The organism is Enterobacter sp. CPE_E863 (assembly GCF_046521465.1).
In the GTDB taxonomy this organism is placed as follows: domain Bacteria; phylum Pseudomonadota; class Gammaproteobacteria; order Enterobacterales; family Enterobacteriaceae; genus Enterobacter; species Enterobacter adelaidei.
Map to the genome: position 1 here is coordinate 3,449,035 of NZ_JBKFZX010000001.1, position 13,615 is coordinate 3,462,649.

Annotated in this window: 14 protein-coding genes and 1 pseudogene; all 15 read left to right on the forward strand. The window is 46.9% G+C overall.

The features are described 5' to 3' along the window. Positions 1–13 precede the first annotated feature (13 nt). Entirely contained in the window at positions 14–703 is a 690-nt protein-coding gene (locus ACLHV8_RS16975) for a hypothetical protein (protein WP_029602877.1), read from the forward strand. A 149-nt stretch (positions 704–852) separates the two neighbouring features. Further along, positions 853–1,215: a hypothetical protein gene (locus tag ACLHV8_RS16980; RefSeq protein ID WP_232079141.1), complete on the forward strand. Its 363-nt coding sequence runs from the start codon at positions 853–855 to the stop codon at positions 1,213–1,215. Between the two features lie 63 nt (positions 1,216–1,278). Then, positions 1,279–2,100, forward strand: coding sequence for a hypothetical protein (locus ACLHV8_RS16985; RefSeq protein WP_309354926.1), 822 nt, complete (start codon positions 1,279–1,281; stop codon positions 2,098–2,100). 151 nt (positions 2,101–2,251) lie between these two features. Continuing rightward, positions 2,252–3,010: a hypothetical protein gene (locus ACLHV8_RS16990; protein WP_029602874.1), complete on the forward strand. Its 759-nt coding sequence runs from the start codon at positions 2,252–2,254 to the stop codon at positions 3,008–3,010. A 235-nt stretch (positions 3,011–3,245) separates the two neighbouring features. After that, positions 3,246–4,544, forward strand: a complete 1,299-nt coding sequence (nirA, locus tag ACLHV8_RS16995) for an MFS transporter (RefSeq protein WP_029602873.1) — start codon at positions 3,246–3,248, stop codon at positions 4,542–4,544. A gap of 103 nt (positions 4,545–4,647) precedes the next feature. Next, positions 4,648–4,917: a metal-sensing transcriptional repressor gene (locus tag ACLHV8_RS17000; protein ID WP_009653703.1), complete on the forward strand. Its 270-nt coding sequence runs from the start codon at positions 4,648–4,650 to the stop codon at positions 4,915–4,917. A gap of 12 nt (positions 4,918–4,929) precedes the next feature. Then, positions 4,930–6,072 (forward strand): nickel/cobalt efflux protein RcnA, encoded by a 1,143-nt coding sequence (locus ACLHV8_RS17005; protein ID WP_029602872.1) that lies wholly within the window; start codon positions 4,930–4,932, stop codon positions 6,070–6,072. A gap of 160 nt (positions 6,073–6,232) precedes the next feature. After that, positions 6,233–6,673, forward strand: a complete 441-nt coding sequence (locus tag ACLHV8_RS17010; RefSeq protein ID WP_135695985.1) for a YgiW/YdeI family stress tolerance OB fold protein — start codon at positions 6,233–6,235, stop codon at positions 6,671–6,673. Between the two features lie 220 nt (positions 6,674–6,893). Beyond that, entirely contained in the window at positions 6,894–7,715 is an 822-nt protein-coding gene (locus ACLHV8_RS17015; protein WP_032642912.1) for a DUF932 domain-containing protein, read from the forward strand. Between the two features lie 32 nt (positions 7,716–7,747). Then, the gene (gene radC, locus ACLHV8_RS17020; RefSeq protein WP_032642914.1) at positions 7,748–8,218 is read left to right on the forward strand and encodes a RadC family protein; all 471 of its coding nucleotides are present in this window, start codon (positions 7,748–7,750) and stop codon (positions 8,216–8,218) included. Between the two features lie 8 nt (positions 8,219–8,226). Further along, entirely contained in the window at positions 8,227–8,448 is a 222-nt protein-coding gene (locus ACLHV8_RS17025; RefSeq protein ID WP_032642916.1) for a DUF987 domain-containing protein, read from the forward strand. Between the two features lie 21 nt (positions 8,449–8,469). Next, positions 8,470–8,793, forward strand: coding sequence for a type IV toxin-antitoxin system YeeU family antitoxin (locus tag ACLHV8_RS17030; protein ID WP_032642918.1), 324 nt, complete (start codon positions 8,470–8,472; stop codon positions 8,791–8,793). A 31-nt stretch (positions 8,794–8,824) separates the two neighbouring features. Further along, positions 8,825–9,148 (forward strand): TA system toxin CbtA family protein, encoded by a 324-nt coding sequence (locus tag ACLHV8_RS17035; protein WP_032949840.1) that lies wholly within the window; start codon positions 8,825–8,827, stop codon positions 9,146–9,148. 468 nt (positions 9,149–9,616) lie between these two features. Then, positions 9,617–10,841: pseudogene (locus ACLHV8_RS17040) on the forward strand (phage integrase central domain-containing protein). A gap of 459 nt (positions 10,842–11,300) precedes the next feature. Beyond that, the gene (locus tag ACLHV8_RS17045) at positions 11,301–13,454 is read left to right on the forward strand and encodes an AAA family ATPase (RefSeq protein ID WP_410376992.1); all 2,154 of its coding nucleotides are present in this window, start codon (positions 11,301–11,303) and stop codon (positions 13,452–13,454) included. Positions 13,455–13,615 lie beyond the last annotated feature (161 nt).

A 13,615-nucleotide genomic window follows, 5' to 3' on the forward strand; every position in this document is an offset into this window, starting at 1 on the left:
GGGAGAAAAGAGAATGTATAACACCGATTTACCGACCCGCGCAGAGCTGCCATCTGCGATGAAGCTGATGCAGTCCACTATCCTGGCGGCTATTGTTGCTTTAACGCTGCTGATAACCATCGTGATGCCTTCAGAATATGGTATCGATCCAACGGGCGTTGGCCGCCTGCTGGGCCTTAAACAGATGGGCGAAATCAAAACGCAGCTGGCGGAGGAAGCCGCCACGGACAAACAGGCGAGTACGAGCCAGTGGGGGCAGTCAACCACTCCGACGAATGAGCGCCCGGTGGCGGATAACCCGCCGACAATCACGCAAAACAACTACCCGGAGCTGAGCGTTCCGGCGACAACTCGTGCGCCAGAAGCCCCAACTGCCGGTTCTCAGCGCAATCAGCTGTTAATTACTCTGAAACCGAATGAAGCGGCTGAAGTTAAGATGGAAATGCGTAAGGATGCCCGGGTGACTTACCAGTGGACAAGCTCTGGACCTGTCAACGTGGATGCACACGGCGATCCGGTTAACGCACCGAAAGGGTTTTACCACGGCTATGGTAAGGGCCGCCAGATAACCTCAAAGGATGGTGTGTTGCAGGCGGCCTTTGACGGTAAGCATGGCTGGTTCTGGCGAAATCGTGGTTCAAAGACGATTACTATCCAGCTTGATACCAATGGCGAATACCAGAGCATTAAGCGCGTAATCTGATTAATCGGGCCCGTATAATGCGGGCCCATCTTATTCATTCCGGCAATACAAGACTTTACACTTTCGCCTCTTACATCCTCCCCGGGGGGATGCTAATCTTTTCTCTATGTTATGAAGACTGCCTGAGAGAAACGCCAGCGATGTATCTGATGTTTAAACGTTCACCCCGTTATATTCTGATGATTGTCATCATGGCCGTTGGCATGATGATGTCGTCGATGGGCACGTTTGCGTCACACGGTACCAACGGCCTGACTGGTTACGAGATGAATCTGCATGATGCAGAAGTCACCATGACAGTGCAGGATCACTCCCACGACTCGGATATCCCTCAGTCTGGTCACGCAGGCCATCATCAGACAGACCATTTCCATGAAACCCCTCAGCAGCCGCCCTCTGTGGAGATCTCCCTCTCTCCTGTAGCAGACAGATGGTTGCCGCTTGCCGATCTTCACAGCCCGGTTAAGGCCACGGACATCATTTACCGCCCTCCAAGCACCCGCCAGATCTGATGGCTGTTGCCGGTAGCAGTTTGCTGCCTGGCGTTTACCAACTTCAGATTTAGCGGAGAGGCTATGTACACAGACTCCATACAGGCGCGTCGCGAGATTGCGCGTAATTTTACTGAACTTAATTATCGAATTACCCCTCTGCACTGGCAGACACTGTGCATGGGCGTTAATCGCGATCTCCAGGCCAAAAAACTGCGTCCGAACGTCCCTGTTCCTTCACGACGTAAGGTCATTCCGTTCCTGAAAATGATGCACAAAGAAACGGGCTCGATGTTGAAAGCCATTCTTGCCTTTGGTTTCGATGGCCCCTGGACCTCCAGCGGTGGTTCGTTTCGTCTGGCGCGAGAAATTGGGTTCGATATTGCCCACCATGCAAAAAACATTCATCACAAAAACGGTACCGTCACCTTCCTTGAAATTGGTGCTGCCTGGGCAGGTTTTCGTGCTGAAGAAGCGACCAGCCATCAGGCGGCAATTTCCGGACTTGCCCAGAGCTTCAGGGAGCAGCTCGGGGAGAGCGCATTCCTGCATTTCACCAATCTCACGCCATGGCACGAATCGCTGCCAAAGGGGGTGACTGAGCATCCCTACGTGACGGCTGCCGGGCTGTGCGTACTGGAGAAGCAGGGAGTTCGGGCCGGTGAGGTCGATATTATCTACTCTCAGGCCGCAGCCTATTTCGAACAGGATTACACGGCATTCCTTCGCAGCGCAGCCCGTCTGCTGAAAGGGGATGGCGTCTTAATCTTCAATCATGATCCTGTTCTGGCGAGCGCGATGGATGAAGTCGCGTGGGAGCAAGGACTCCGGCTGGTTCGACGTAAGCAAATGGGCGGAATGAATGGCGCGATTGCCCGTTATCACCGGCTTCGTTCACCCCGGTGAGTCAAATGGTTTTCCCTGGGGTAAACCGTGAACAGGACGATGAAGTGGTCTGTGAATCACTGGTTATGTCGGCACTTCGTCGCAGCGTGGAGGTGTAACGCCCGATATGTTGACGCGCAGACATTTTCTCACCACCACAGGAGCGTTGCTGATGACAACATTACTGCCGGGGGAAACCCTGGCAGCCTCTCTGGCCGAAAAAGTCAGTGATACATGGCAAAGAATTATCGCTCGCCGCACTGCTAAGGAGACGATAACGCCGGGCTGGATTTTACAGTCGCTCGGGCTTCAACCGGGCTCAACGGAACTGCGGAGAGCCATTTTTGAACTGGTCAGGCGAATGCCCTATCAGCTTGGGTCATGGAATAACCAAAGCATGAGCCTGTTTGAGCAGGGTTTTGGCGACTGTCGTCATAAAGCCGCCGCGGCCGAACGATTGCTGGTTGCCGGTGGGATTACAGCAAGGCGAAAACTGGTGCAGTTTGACTGGGCTGACTTGCCCGTTCCTCCGGAAATACTGGCTATTTTGCCGCAAACCCAGGGATTTCATGACACCGTGACTTTTGAGTTAAACGGGAAAACATGCCTGTTTGATGCCACCTGGGATATAGCCCTGCGCGGCGCGGGCTTCCCGGTGATGCCTTCCTGGGATGGCAACTCTGATACCTGGTCGGTGACTTCCCGGATGTCGACGCAGCAAACCGTACAGATGCCACAGCCCGGGCAGGATATTTACAGCGCTAACCAGATGAGCTGGCCTCAGCGCGAGAAAACCATGGCCTTCAATCAGGCGCTGAATAGCTGGCTGGACGACGTTCGGGCTAACCGTGATGACTGGTGCACCATCGTCCATAGCGATGTTGAAGCCACACGGCTGAGTCTGAAAACCTGCCTGGGACTTCTGAGTTAACACCTTTCTCGTCAGAAGGGGCTTCGCAAGGAAGCGGTGATAACACCTTCGACACTTTTTATGCTGCTTCAGGTATAACGCTGGGATACCTGAAGCTTTTTTTATTCAACATATCAGTTGGTTGGTAAATCACTCATCCTCCCCACCAGGATAATGCTTGTCATTTTTTCCAGGTCCCTCTATGCTTTCATCATCCCCCCGGGGGGGATGTAAATTTAAGCCAAGAGAATTCCTGATGCTCAATATTCTTTCTAATCGTACCTATCGCCACCTGTTTATGGCACAGGTTATCGCCCTTATCGGCACCGGTCTGGCGACCGTCGCGCTGGGGTTGCTAGCTTATGATCTGGCCGGAGACAGGGCTGGTGCTGTGCTGGGTACCGCGCTGGCTATCAAGATGAGCGCCTACATTCTGGTTGCGCCGGTAGCGGCGGCCTTTGCCGATAAATTCCCGCGTCGCACCATGCTGGTGACGCTGGACTTAGTCCGCGCTCTGGTGGCGATCGCGCTGCCTTTTGTCACTCAGATCTGGGAAATCTACATCTTGATCTTCTTCCTGCAGTCTGCTTCGGCAGCGTTTACACCGACTTTCCAGGCGACGATCCCGGACATTCTCCCTGACGAACGTGAATATACCCGGGCGCTGTCTCTGTCACGCCTGGCCTACGATCTTGAAAGCGTTATCAGCCCGATGCTGGCGGCGGCGCTGCTGACAGTCATGAGTTTCCATAATTTGTTTGCCGGTACGGCAGTCGGATTCCTCGCCTCTGCGGCTCTGGTTGTTTCCGTGTCGTTGCCAAAAATGAAAGCGTTAACCGTCAAACGCAGCGTCTATGACAAAACGACGCGAGGCATGCGCATCTTCCTGAAAACACCAAGGCTGCGTGGTCTGCTGGCACTCAATATGGCCGTGGCAGCGGCAAGCGCGATGGTTATCGTCAATACCGTTGTTCTGGTACAGGCTGACTTTGGTTTATCACAGCGCTCGACTGCCATTGCGCTGGCCTTCTTCGGTGTCGGGTCGATGGTGTCTGCACTGGTTCTCCCGAGACTCCTCGACAAAATGCGCGACCGCATGCCGATGCTTGTGGGGGCCGCGCTTTTGGTGATTGGCCTGGGGCTGGGTATTTTCCTGATGGATTACTTCACTCTGGTTGTGCTTTGGGCATTGCTGGGCGTCGGATATTCACTTTCTCAAACCCCCAGTGGCCGCCTGCTGCGCCGCTCATCAACGGCGGAAGACAGACCCGCGCTATTTGCCGCTCAATTTGCATTGTCGCATTCATGCTGGCTGGTGACTTATCCGCTGGCCGGATGGGTCGGCGCGACATGGGGCACACAGGCTTCGTTCATCGCGTTGACCATCGTAGCGGCGCTGTCGTTGCTCACCGCCGTGCTTATCTGGCGTCCTGAGCATGAAGAATATGTTCAGCTGCACAGCCATACCGACGCCGAAACGAATAATGCATCCACTCATGAACATGATTTCGTCATCGACGATGAACATCCGTCATGGCCGAAGAAAGAGAAGTAATTTCCCTGAAAGACAACCAGGCAGGAGAGGATAAGCCGATAAAAAATGTGACCATAGCGATGATACACATTATCTTATCCCCTCCACCTGGAGAGGATAAGATATGACTGTTCACGCATCACACCCTGACATTATTAAAAGACTTAAGCGTGCCGCCGGGCACCTGAAAAGTACCATCCAGATGCTCGAAGATGAAAAAGCGTGTCTGGATATCGCCCAACAGCTGCATGCGGTTGAAAAAGCGATAACGAATGCAAAGCGTACCTTAATTCATGACCATCTTGATCACTGCCTGGAGGATGCGCTTCATGCCGATCATGCCGGAACTGAAACAACGCTAAGCGAATTTAAAGAGATCACCAAATATCTTTAAGGCAAGCGAAACATGACTGATTTTTCTGCTCTTCTGCAGCAAGGCGTAGCCAATGCCTGGCTGTTTATTCCCAGCGCTATCCTGCTGGGTGCGCTGCACGGACTGGAGCCAGGACACTCCAAAACGATGATGGCGGCGTTTATTGTGGCTATTCGTGGAACGGTGAAACAAGCGGTTCTGCTGGGACTGGCGGCGACCATTTCGCACACCTCTGTGGTCTGGCTCATTGCCATGGGTGGGATGTATGTCAGTCAGAAATTCACCGCTGAATCTGCGGAGCCCTGGTTCCAGTTAATTTCGGCCATCATCATTCTTGCCACGGCAGCATGGATGTTCTGGCGTACCTGGCGCGGTGAGAAGCTATGGAAAATGGAGCAGGAAGAGGAGCATTCCCACGGTCATCACGAACATGATGAAACCCGGATTATAGATACCGGCCACGGCAGCGTTGAACTCTCTATTTTCGAGGAAGGACAGCCACCTCACTGGCGTTTACGTACGCTCAGCGGCAGAAAGTGGGAAGCCAGCAACATTTCTGTAGCCACAAGGCGGGGCAATGGAACCTATTCTCAGGTTTTCGACTTCGTTGAAAAAGACGGGTTTATGGAATCAGCCCTGGCGATCCCTGAGCCACACAGTTTTGATGTGCGCCTGTCTTTAGGCCATCGTGGGCATGTACACGATTATGATGTGGAGTTTCGCGAGCATGAGCACGGTCACGACCATGACCACGATCACTCCGCACTGGAGGGGCTGGATGTTAATTCCCGCGAATACCAGGACGCTCACGAAAAAGCCCATGCGAACGACATCAAGAAACGTTTTGCCAATCGCAGCGTAACCACCGGGCAGATTATCCTGTTTGGGCTGACCGGCGGACTTATTCCTTGCCCGGCGGCCATCACCGTTCTGCTGCTCTGCATCCAGGTGAAGGAATTTACGCTCGGTGCCGCGCTGGTACTGTGTTTCAGCATCGGCTTAGCAATTACGCTGGTTTCTGTGGGTGCAGCTGCGGCGTTTAGCGTTCGCCAGGCAACCAAACGCTGGAGTGGCCTGGATACTCTGGCACGCCGTGCCCCATACTTCTCAAGCGTACTGATAGCCCTGGTCGGCATTTACATGGGCTACCATGGCTGGATCGGCGTTACCCGCTGATTTTCTCTTGTAAAAGCCACATGCCTGAACCCACCAATTGGTGGGTTTTTTATCTCTGAAGCCTGTCACATTTTCATCCCCCACAGGGGATTGCAATTGAGCTTTTATAGCCGCTCATTTATTATAAAGGCATCCCCCCTGGGAGGATGTGAAATCATAAATGGAACCTGCTATGCAAAAACAATACTTCAGTCAGATTCGTCGCCAGCTCGTCAACGTCACCGGCGTGTTGCTCGCTTCATTCATCGTCATTCCAGCCCTGGCAGCGCAAGGCGGTTTCTCCGCAGAGAAAGAGCCAGTCGCCACTGAACGCATGTATGCCGGTCATAAGGTTCAGCAGGAAAACAGTCAAAGCCGCATTCAGGCCGTGCCGTCGATGCACGAAGGGGCGTGGATCACACTGGAAGGCAATGTCATCAGCCAGCAGCAGGAAGAGTGGTATACGTTCCGCGATCCAACCGGAACCATCAAAGTTCGTATTCCACAGAAAGTCTGGAACGGGCAGCACTTCGATGCGCAGGATTTGGTGCGTGTGAGCGGGCAGATAAGCCGTGAGAATGGCACTACGAGCCTGAACGTTGAGGTGATCAAAAAGCCTTAAATTTGAAGGATCATGAGTATGACGAACTACATTGTCCAGTTCATATGTAGTTCGTCATTTGAATGTCCGTTGATCGCTCATAGCAGACATTAGCTAGCTGTTGCATCCCCCAACAACAAAGAGTTTTCCCCTGCAACACCAAATCAATGCAGAAAGGCCGCGCTTCTTTACCGGAAGCGCGGCCTTTCTGCATTTATGCCATTAACCACAAAGGAGTTTTATCATGAAATTAGCCAGCCGCTTCGGACGGATTAACCAGATTCGCCGCGACCGCCCACTGACAAATGACGAGTTGATGGTCCATGTACCCAGTGTATTTAGTACTGACAAGCACGAATCCCGCTCGGATCGCTACACCTACATCCCGACCATTACCCTGCTTGATAGCCTCCAGCGTGAAGGCTTTCAGCCGTTCTTTGCCTGCCAGACCCGAGTGCGTGACCAGAGCAAGCGAGAGCACACGAAACACATGCTGCGCCTGCGCCGGGTAGGGCAAATAACCGGTAAGCAGGTACCGGAAATCATTCTGCTCAACAGCCATGACGGCTCCAGCTCATATCAGATGTTGCCGGGGCTATTTCGTGCAGTCTGCCAGAACGGGCTGATTTGCGGTGAGAGTTTTGGTGAGGTACGTGTGCCACATAAAGGCAATGTGGTGGAGAAAGTCATTGAAGGGGCTTACGAAGTGCTGGGGATATTTGACCGGGTGGAGGAGAAGCGGGATGCCATGCAGTCGCTTTTGTTACCTCCACCAGCACAGCAGGCGATGGCAAAAGCGGCATTAACCTATCGCTTTGGTGAAGAGCATCAGCCGGTGACGGAATCGCAAATCCTTTCCCCGCGCCGCTGGCAGGATGATAGCAACGACCTATGGACCACTTACCAACGCATTCAGGAGAACTTGATAAAAGGCGGACTGTCAGGACGAACGACGAAAGGTCAGCGTGCTCAAACCCGTGCTGTCAAAGGTATCGACGGAGACGTAAAGCTCAATCGCGCTCTGTGGGTGATGGCTGAAAATATGCTTCAACTTGCTTCATAAACGACTTTAACTATTACCTCCAAGGCCCTGTCATGTCAGAGATAAATCTACCTCCTGATCTTCCGGTAACTGAAGCACGCACCATTCGTCGCGCTCTCCGCTTACTGGAAAAATATCAGCGCCAGCCTGGCGAACAATTTAATTCCACTACCTTCACCAAAACCTGGCTACAACTGCGTCTTGCTCTGCAGGAGCGCGAAGTTTTTCTTGTTTTATATCTCGATAATCAGAACCGTCTTCTGGAATGCGAGACGCTCTTTACGGGCACGATTAACCATACCGAAGTCCATCCACGCGAAGTGGTGAAACTGGCACTACGCCATAACGCTGCCGCTGTGATTCTGGCCCATAACCATCCATCCGGAGAGACAGAACCGAGTAAACAGGATCGAAACATCACTCAACATCTGGTGAACGCGCTGGCTATGGTAGAGGTGCGGGTGCTGGACCATCTTATTGTTGGCATCGATGTGCTTTCTTTTGCTGAACGTGGCTGGCTATGAGGCTAACCATGAAAATCATCGATAAAAAGGCCGCGATGGCGATTCAGCGACAGCATCCGGATTCCCGGATCTTTCGCTACTGCACGGGCAAATACCAGTGGCACGGCAGCGCCAGTCATTATACCGGTCAGGATGTCGCGGAGATTTCCGGTGTGCTGGCGGTTTACGCAGAACGCCGTCGTGACAACCACGGTCCGTATACACGCCTGATGTGCATCACCACCAACTGACACTAAATAAGGAGTAGAAAAATGCAAAATTCATGGGGACTGAAGCGCGACATCTCGCCGTGCTTCGGTGCAAGGCTTGTGCAGGAAGGCTGTCGCCTGCATTTTCTGGCGGACCGTGCAGGTATTAGTGGTACGTTTAACGAGGAGGAGGCACTGCGTCTGGATCAGGCATTTCCGCTAGTGATGAAACAGCTTGAATTGATGCTGACAACCGGTGAACTAAATCCGCGCCATCAGCATTGCGTCACGTTGTATCATAACGGACTAACTTGTGAAGCTGACACTCTCGGCTCTCATGGCTATGTTTACATCGTTATTTATCCTCAGGCATTTGCAACCAGGTAACACCTTCTCTTCTTTTATCAGGATCCAACTCATGCAAATTTCATCTGTACCGGCCACGGTGCCGGTTTCGTCACGCCTGTCGCCCGTAATGGTGTGGCAGCAGTTGTTAACGTATCTGCTGGAGCACCACTACGGCCTCACACTCAACGACACACCATTTCATGACGACACGGCCATTGAGGAGCATATCGATGCGGGGATAACGCTTGCCGATGCTGTTAATTTCCTGGTCGAAAAGTACGAACTGGCTCGTATCGACCGCAAGGGATTTACATGGCGAGAGCAACCCCCCTTCATTACTGCAACGGATATTCTGCGTGCCAAAAAGAACATCGGGCTGTTGCCCAGATCTTAAATTTTTCTAAGTACATGCTGCTCATGTGTTGCTATTTCCGCTACAGTAGCGGAAATAGCAACGGCATCGCATCTGACATTTAAAAAAATCAAATAAATATTGATAATATTTCTCATTTTACCATGAGCAAAGATCGAAGCCTTATGAGTCCCTAAGTGCTGCAAACCAATCTCTCATTTCTCACCAAAAGAAGATGGTAAAAATTTTAGGCACCTTCTTAGGCACCAACGAAAAGTTGAATTAGACATTAATTCAATAAATTCATTTAATTACAAACTCAATTCAGACTCCGCCAGCCCACCACTTTTTAGTATTATGACGTATACCGAAGTCTACAAAGCCCGCTTGGAACCAGCCTTGCGGGCTTTTTTACGTCTACAGAAGTCTACTGAGATTTGCTAGAAGCTACTCGTTATGGCGCCCTTTTTGGGACCCAATTAAAAGGGTGCCAAAATCGAGGGTCCTAAAATGGCAAAGATCGCTAAGAAACTTACTGACACTGAAATCAAAAATGCCAAGCCAGCAGAAAAGGAAATCAACCTTTTTGACGGTGATGGCCTGATGCTACGAATCGCTCCCCTATCAAAGGGCGGTAAGAAAAATTGGTATTTCAGGTATGCAGTGCCAGTAAGTAAGAAGCGAACAAAGATGAGCTTAGGAACCTACCCTCATCTCGCACTTGCCAATGCTCGGGCTTTACGTGATGAATACTTGTCGTTTGCTTGCAAATAATATCGATCCGCAGATTCACAACAACGATAAAGCCAACGCCCTTAAGGATGCTGCTGAGCACACGCTGCAGGCGGTTGCTAGGAAAAATGGTTAGATGAGAAGGTTAAGACCTCTGGTATCTCTCCAGACCACGCAGAAGACATCTGGCGGAGCCTTGAACGAAATGTCTTCCCCGGTATAGGCAACATTCCTATCAAAGAGATCCGTCCCAAGCTCTTAAAACAACACCTTGACCCCATAGAACAACGAGGCGTATTGGAAACCCTGCGCCGCATCATTTCACGTCTAAATGAAATTTTCCGTTGGGCTGCGACAGAAGAACTTATTGAGTTTAATCCTGCTGATAACCTCGGTCAGCGATTCAGTAAGCCCAAGATGCAAAACATGCCTGCTTTCCCACCGAATGAACTTCCCCGGTTCATGCTAGCCATATCTAACGCTTCCATACGGCTCGAAAAACGTCTTCTAATTGAATGGCGGCTCATTACGTGGGTTCGAGAAGCTGTCCGTGCTCGTTGGAGTGATATAGGCGAAGAAAATCGGTTCTGGAATATCCCCGGAGAGTTTATGAAAATGAAGCACCCTCACAAGATTCCACTGAGCAAAGAGGCTATGCATATCCTTGAGTTAGTCAGACCTATCAGTGGTCATAGAGAGTGGGTTTTCCCAAGTATCAAAGCTCCCCTTAACCACATGCATGAGCAAATAGCTAACGCAGCGATTATCCGCATTGGTTTCGGTGGCGAATTAGTCGCCCGGAATGCGTTCTATAGCAAGACCGGCTACTGAAGAAAGTGGTAAATTCAAAACCCAGGTGCTTGAATCGGCCTTAGCTCACACTAAGAACAATGAAATCATAGCCGCTTACAATCGTGCTGAGTATCTTGCTGAAAGAACAGAGCTGATGCAGTGGTGGGGAGATTACGTTCAGGTGCAAAAACTTAGGGCCATTACTGCGTAGAAGGATTAACTAAAAAACTCTGATTCAAATTATGGATTAGTATGCATTACGCATCTAATTTATAGTATGAATACTAAGTTCACTTCATAATACCATATAAAATTACAGCCTGATATAAAATACTATAACAGTAACGATTTGTGATATATTATATTATTAATCTAATTGTGAAGGATATATTGTCAGTTCAATGACCTCATTGCCTTCGCCAACTCTCCTTATACTGCATTAATTGTATTTGTCAGGGTAAAGCTTCTTGGTCATGTGCCCTCAATGGCAACCCAATTTCTTATAAAAGCTGTTTTCTTCGGCGCTCAAACTATACAAAATCTGGTAGATAGCAAAAAGTATGACTTAGCTCTATCATTTTACATTCAATCTCTGTTAGAAATTTCAATGTATTTGTGTTTGTAGGCACTTCAATAAACTTGAAGAATAATAGTTGATTAGGAAATTATTATGAAGATTACCATATCAAAAGTTAAGAAAGGGAAAATATTTACTGACGAATACTTAAATCTGACTCAAAATAATGAATTGGATTTTGGGAAAAGGAAAACCTGCGTACTTTATGGACCCAATGGAACTGGTAAGACAAGTTTATCAAAGGTATTGAATAGAGAGCAAGATGCCGAATACTCAGTGAATATAGATGGTGTGCAATTCACAGAGAAAAATGATGCTATAACTCATATCATTTCTGATCAAAATGACAGAAATATTATTCAAGGTGAGACGCAGGACTTTATTCTTGGCGAGGACATAAAAAAAGAATATGAGCTTAAAGAAAAAATCAATAATAGCTTCATTAGCATATTCGAGAAAGATCTTGTTGAAATATTAAAAAAAGATTATCAAATATCAAAGATTAAGACTAATTTTGATAGCCTTATTCAAGACAAAAAGATACTTGGATATATATCAGATATTGCGAACAGTCGCTCAAGGGGCAAAAAAATTGATCGTGAGGATTTTATCAAAACAATCCACGAATTCGATTTAAATGACAAACCAGAGTATGATAAAGGTAAGTTAAAGTTTTTCATTGACGATTTTGCCAGAGATGATTCTATTATAAGAGCATTATCAAGTTATAACTTTAAATTTAATGGAAAAGAAAATTGCATAGTTAAACTTGAAGAACAAGGTGAAGCATTATCGATATTGAAAAAGTTTAATTACATAGATGAATGTTTAGTTTGCGATCATCCAATTAATGTCAATGATAAATTGGCTGAAAAAAATGAGCAATATGAAAAGACATCAAACGGAATGGATGACCATGAAAAAGAAATTGCAGAAAAGATTGTAAAAAGCCTATCACAAACCGATCCATTCATTATCAAAGATAAAGTAAGAAATGCGATAAAAAAATCCGACAAGACGTTCATATTGGAATTAATAACAGATTTCAATAAATATAGAGAAATATACTGGCAACTACTTAAATATGATTTTCTCAATATTTCAACCAACAAAGGACTAAAGGAGGATTTCTCAGCCTACAAAGAGTTACTAAAAAACAAACCAACATTTGGCAGTGAAGACATTTTGTTTATTGAGCAGTTTTTAAATGAATCTCTTGAACGAGAAATTTCATTAGTTCGAGATGCAGACAATAATATTAGACTCACTTTGGGGGGAAGAGATTTTTTAAACAAAAACCGTAAAGACCTAGAATTAAGTAATGGAGAACAAAATTTTCTTTCACTAGCCTTTGAACTGTTAAAAGCAAAAAATTCTACGTGTAAATTAATAGTTCTTGACGACCCTATTTCTAACTTCGATTCAATTTACAAAAATAAATTAGCATATGCAATATTAAGTTTCTTATCATCTAAGAAAACATTGATTCTTACACACAATACAGATTTAATTAAACTGCTCGAACACCAAGAAAAACAATGTTTAAACCTTTATTACTTTAATAATGTTGCTGGTGAACGAAACGGATTTATACCTATCAATCAAAATGAAATGTCTATTCTACTTTATATCCATGAGTTTTTGAGGGTTTTACGAGAAGATATAAAAACTGAAATTGAAGATGAAAAACAATTTCTAATCTCTCTAGTCCCATTCATGCGTGGACTTTGCCAAATAATAGGATTACCCGAAGAAAAGAACAAATTAACGCAGTTAATGCATGGGTATTGCGACGAAAAAGTGAATGTAAAAGATATTTATGAAAAATTATTTTCTAAAAACGTATTAACCAGAGATCATGAATTATCAGCAAAAGACGTGATTTCGTGGGATTATAAAAACTTTAATCCACTAAAAAATGGAGTCTACCCATTATTATCTAAAACATTAAGGCATACTCTAACATATCTTTATTTACGACTCAGCGTTGAACATCATTTAGTTGATAAATATAACATCAATACAAGTAAACATGACATGTTATCCAGTATAATATTTAATTCATTTAACGGTAGTGAGCCTGAAAAAATTCAACATCGCGTATTTTTCATGTCTAAAAAAACTCTTTTGAATGAGTTTAATCATTTTGAAATGGATATGAATATTTTTCAACCTGCTATAGATATAACAGATAAAGCCTTAATCAAAGAACGGGAACAGATACTAAAAAGATTAAAAGAAATATAATTTTTAACTGTAGGCACTCCAATAGTGCCTACAGCTTCATATATAGTTAAATTAATGTTTTTTGAATGCATATTTTTCTTTTTAAATAACACTTATTTTTTATTGCTTTCTTTAAAATTTCTTTTAATCTCATTTTAAACTTATTCTCATATTCAACTAAG

Bases quoted from the DNA above. Each gene is read 5' to 3' on its own strand.
- ACLHV8_RS17045 (WP_410376992.1), top strand. From the start codon at position 11,301: ATGAAGATTACCATATCAAAAGTTAAGAAAGGGAAAATATTTACTGAC.
- ACLHV8_RS17005 (WP_029602872.1), top strand. From the start codon at position 4,930: ATGACTGATTTTTCTGCTCTTCTGCAGCAAGGCGTAGCCAATGCCTGG.
- radC (WP_032642914.1), top strand. From the start codon at position 7,748: ATGTCAGAGATAAATCTACCTCCTGATCTTCCGGTAACTGAAGCACGC.
- ACLHV8_RS17030 (WP_032642918.1), top strand. From the start codon at position 8,470: ATGCAAAATTCATGGGGACTGAAGCGCGACATCTCGCCGTGCTTCGGT.
- ACLHV8_RS17000 (WP_009653703.1), top strand. From the start codon at position 4,648: ATGACTGTTCACGCATCACACCCTGACATTATTAAAAGACTTAAGCGT.
- ACLHV8_RS16980 (WP_232079141.1), top strand. From the start codon at position 853: ATGTTTAAACGTTCACCCCGTTATATTCTGATGATTGTCATCATGGCC.
- ACLHV8_RS17025 (WP_032642916.1), top strand. From the start codon at position 8,227: ATGAAAATCATCGATAAAAAGGCCGCGATGGCGATTCAGCGACAGCAT.
- ACLHV8_RS17035 (WP_032949840.1), top strand. From the start codon at position 8,825: ATGCAAATTTCATCTGTACCGGCCACGGTGCCGGTTTCGTCACGCCTG.
- ACLHV8_RS16985 (WP_309354926.1), top strand. From the start codon at position 1,279: ATGTACACAGACTCCATACAGGCGCGTCGCGAGATTGCGCGTAATTTT.
- ACLHV8_RS16990 (WP_029602874.1), top strand. From the start codon at position 2,252: ATGACAACATTACTGCCGGGGGAAACCCTGGCAGCCTCTCTGGCCGAA.
- ACLHV8_RS16975 (WP_029602877.1), top strand. From the start codon at position 14: ATGTATAACACCGATTTACCGACCCGCGCAGAGCTGCCATCTGCGATG.
- nirA (WP_029602873.1), top strand. From the start codon at position 3,246: ATGCTCAATATTCTTTCTAATCGTACCTATCGCCACCTGTTTATGGCA.
- ACLHV8_RS17010 (WP_135695985.1), top strand. From the start codon at position 6,233: ATGGAACCTGCTATGCAAAAACAATACTTCAGTCAGATTCGTCGCCAG.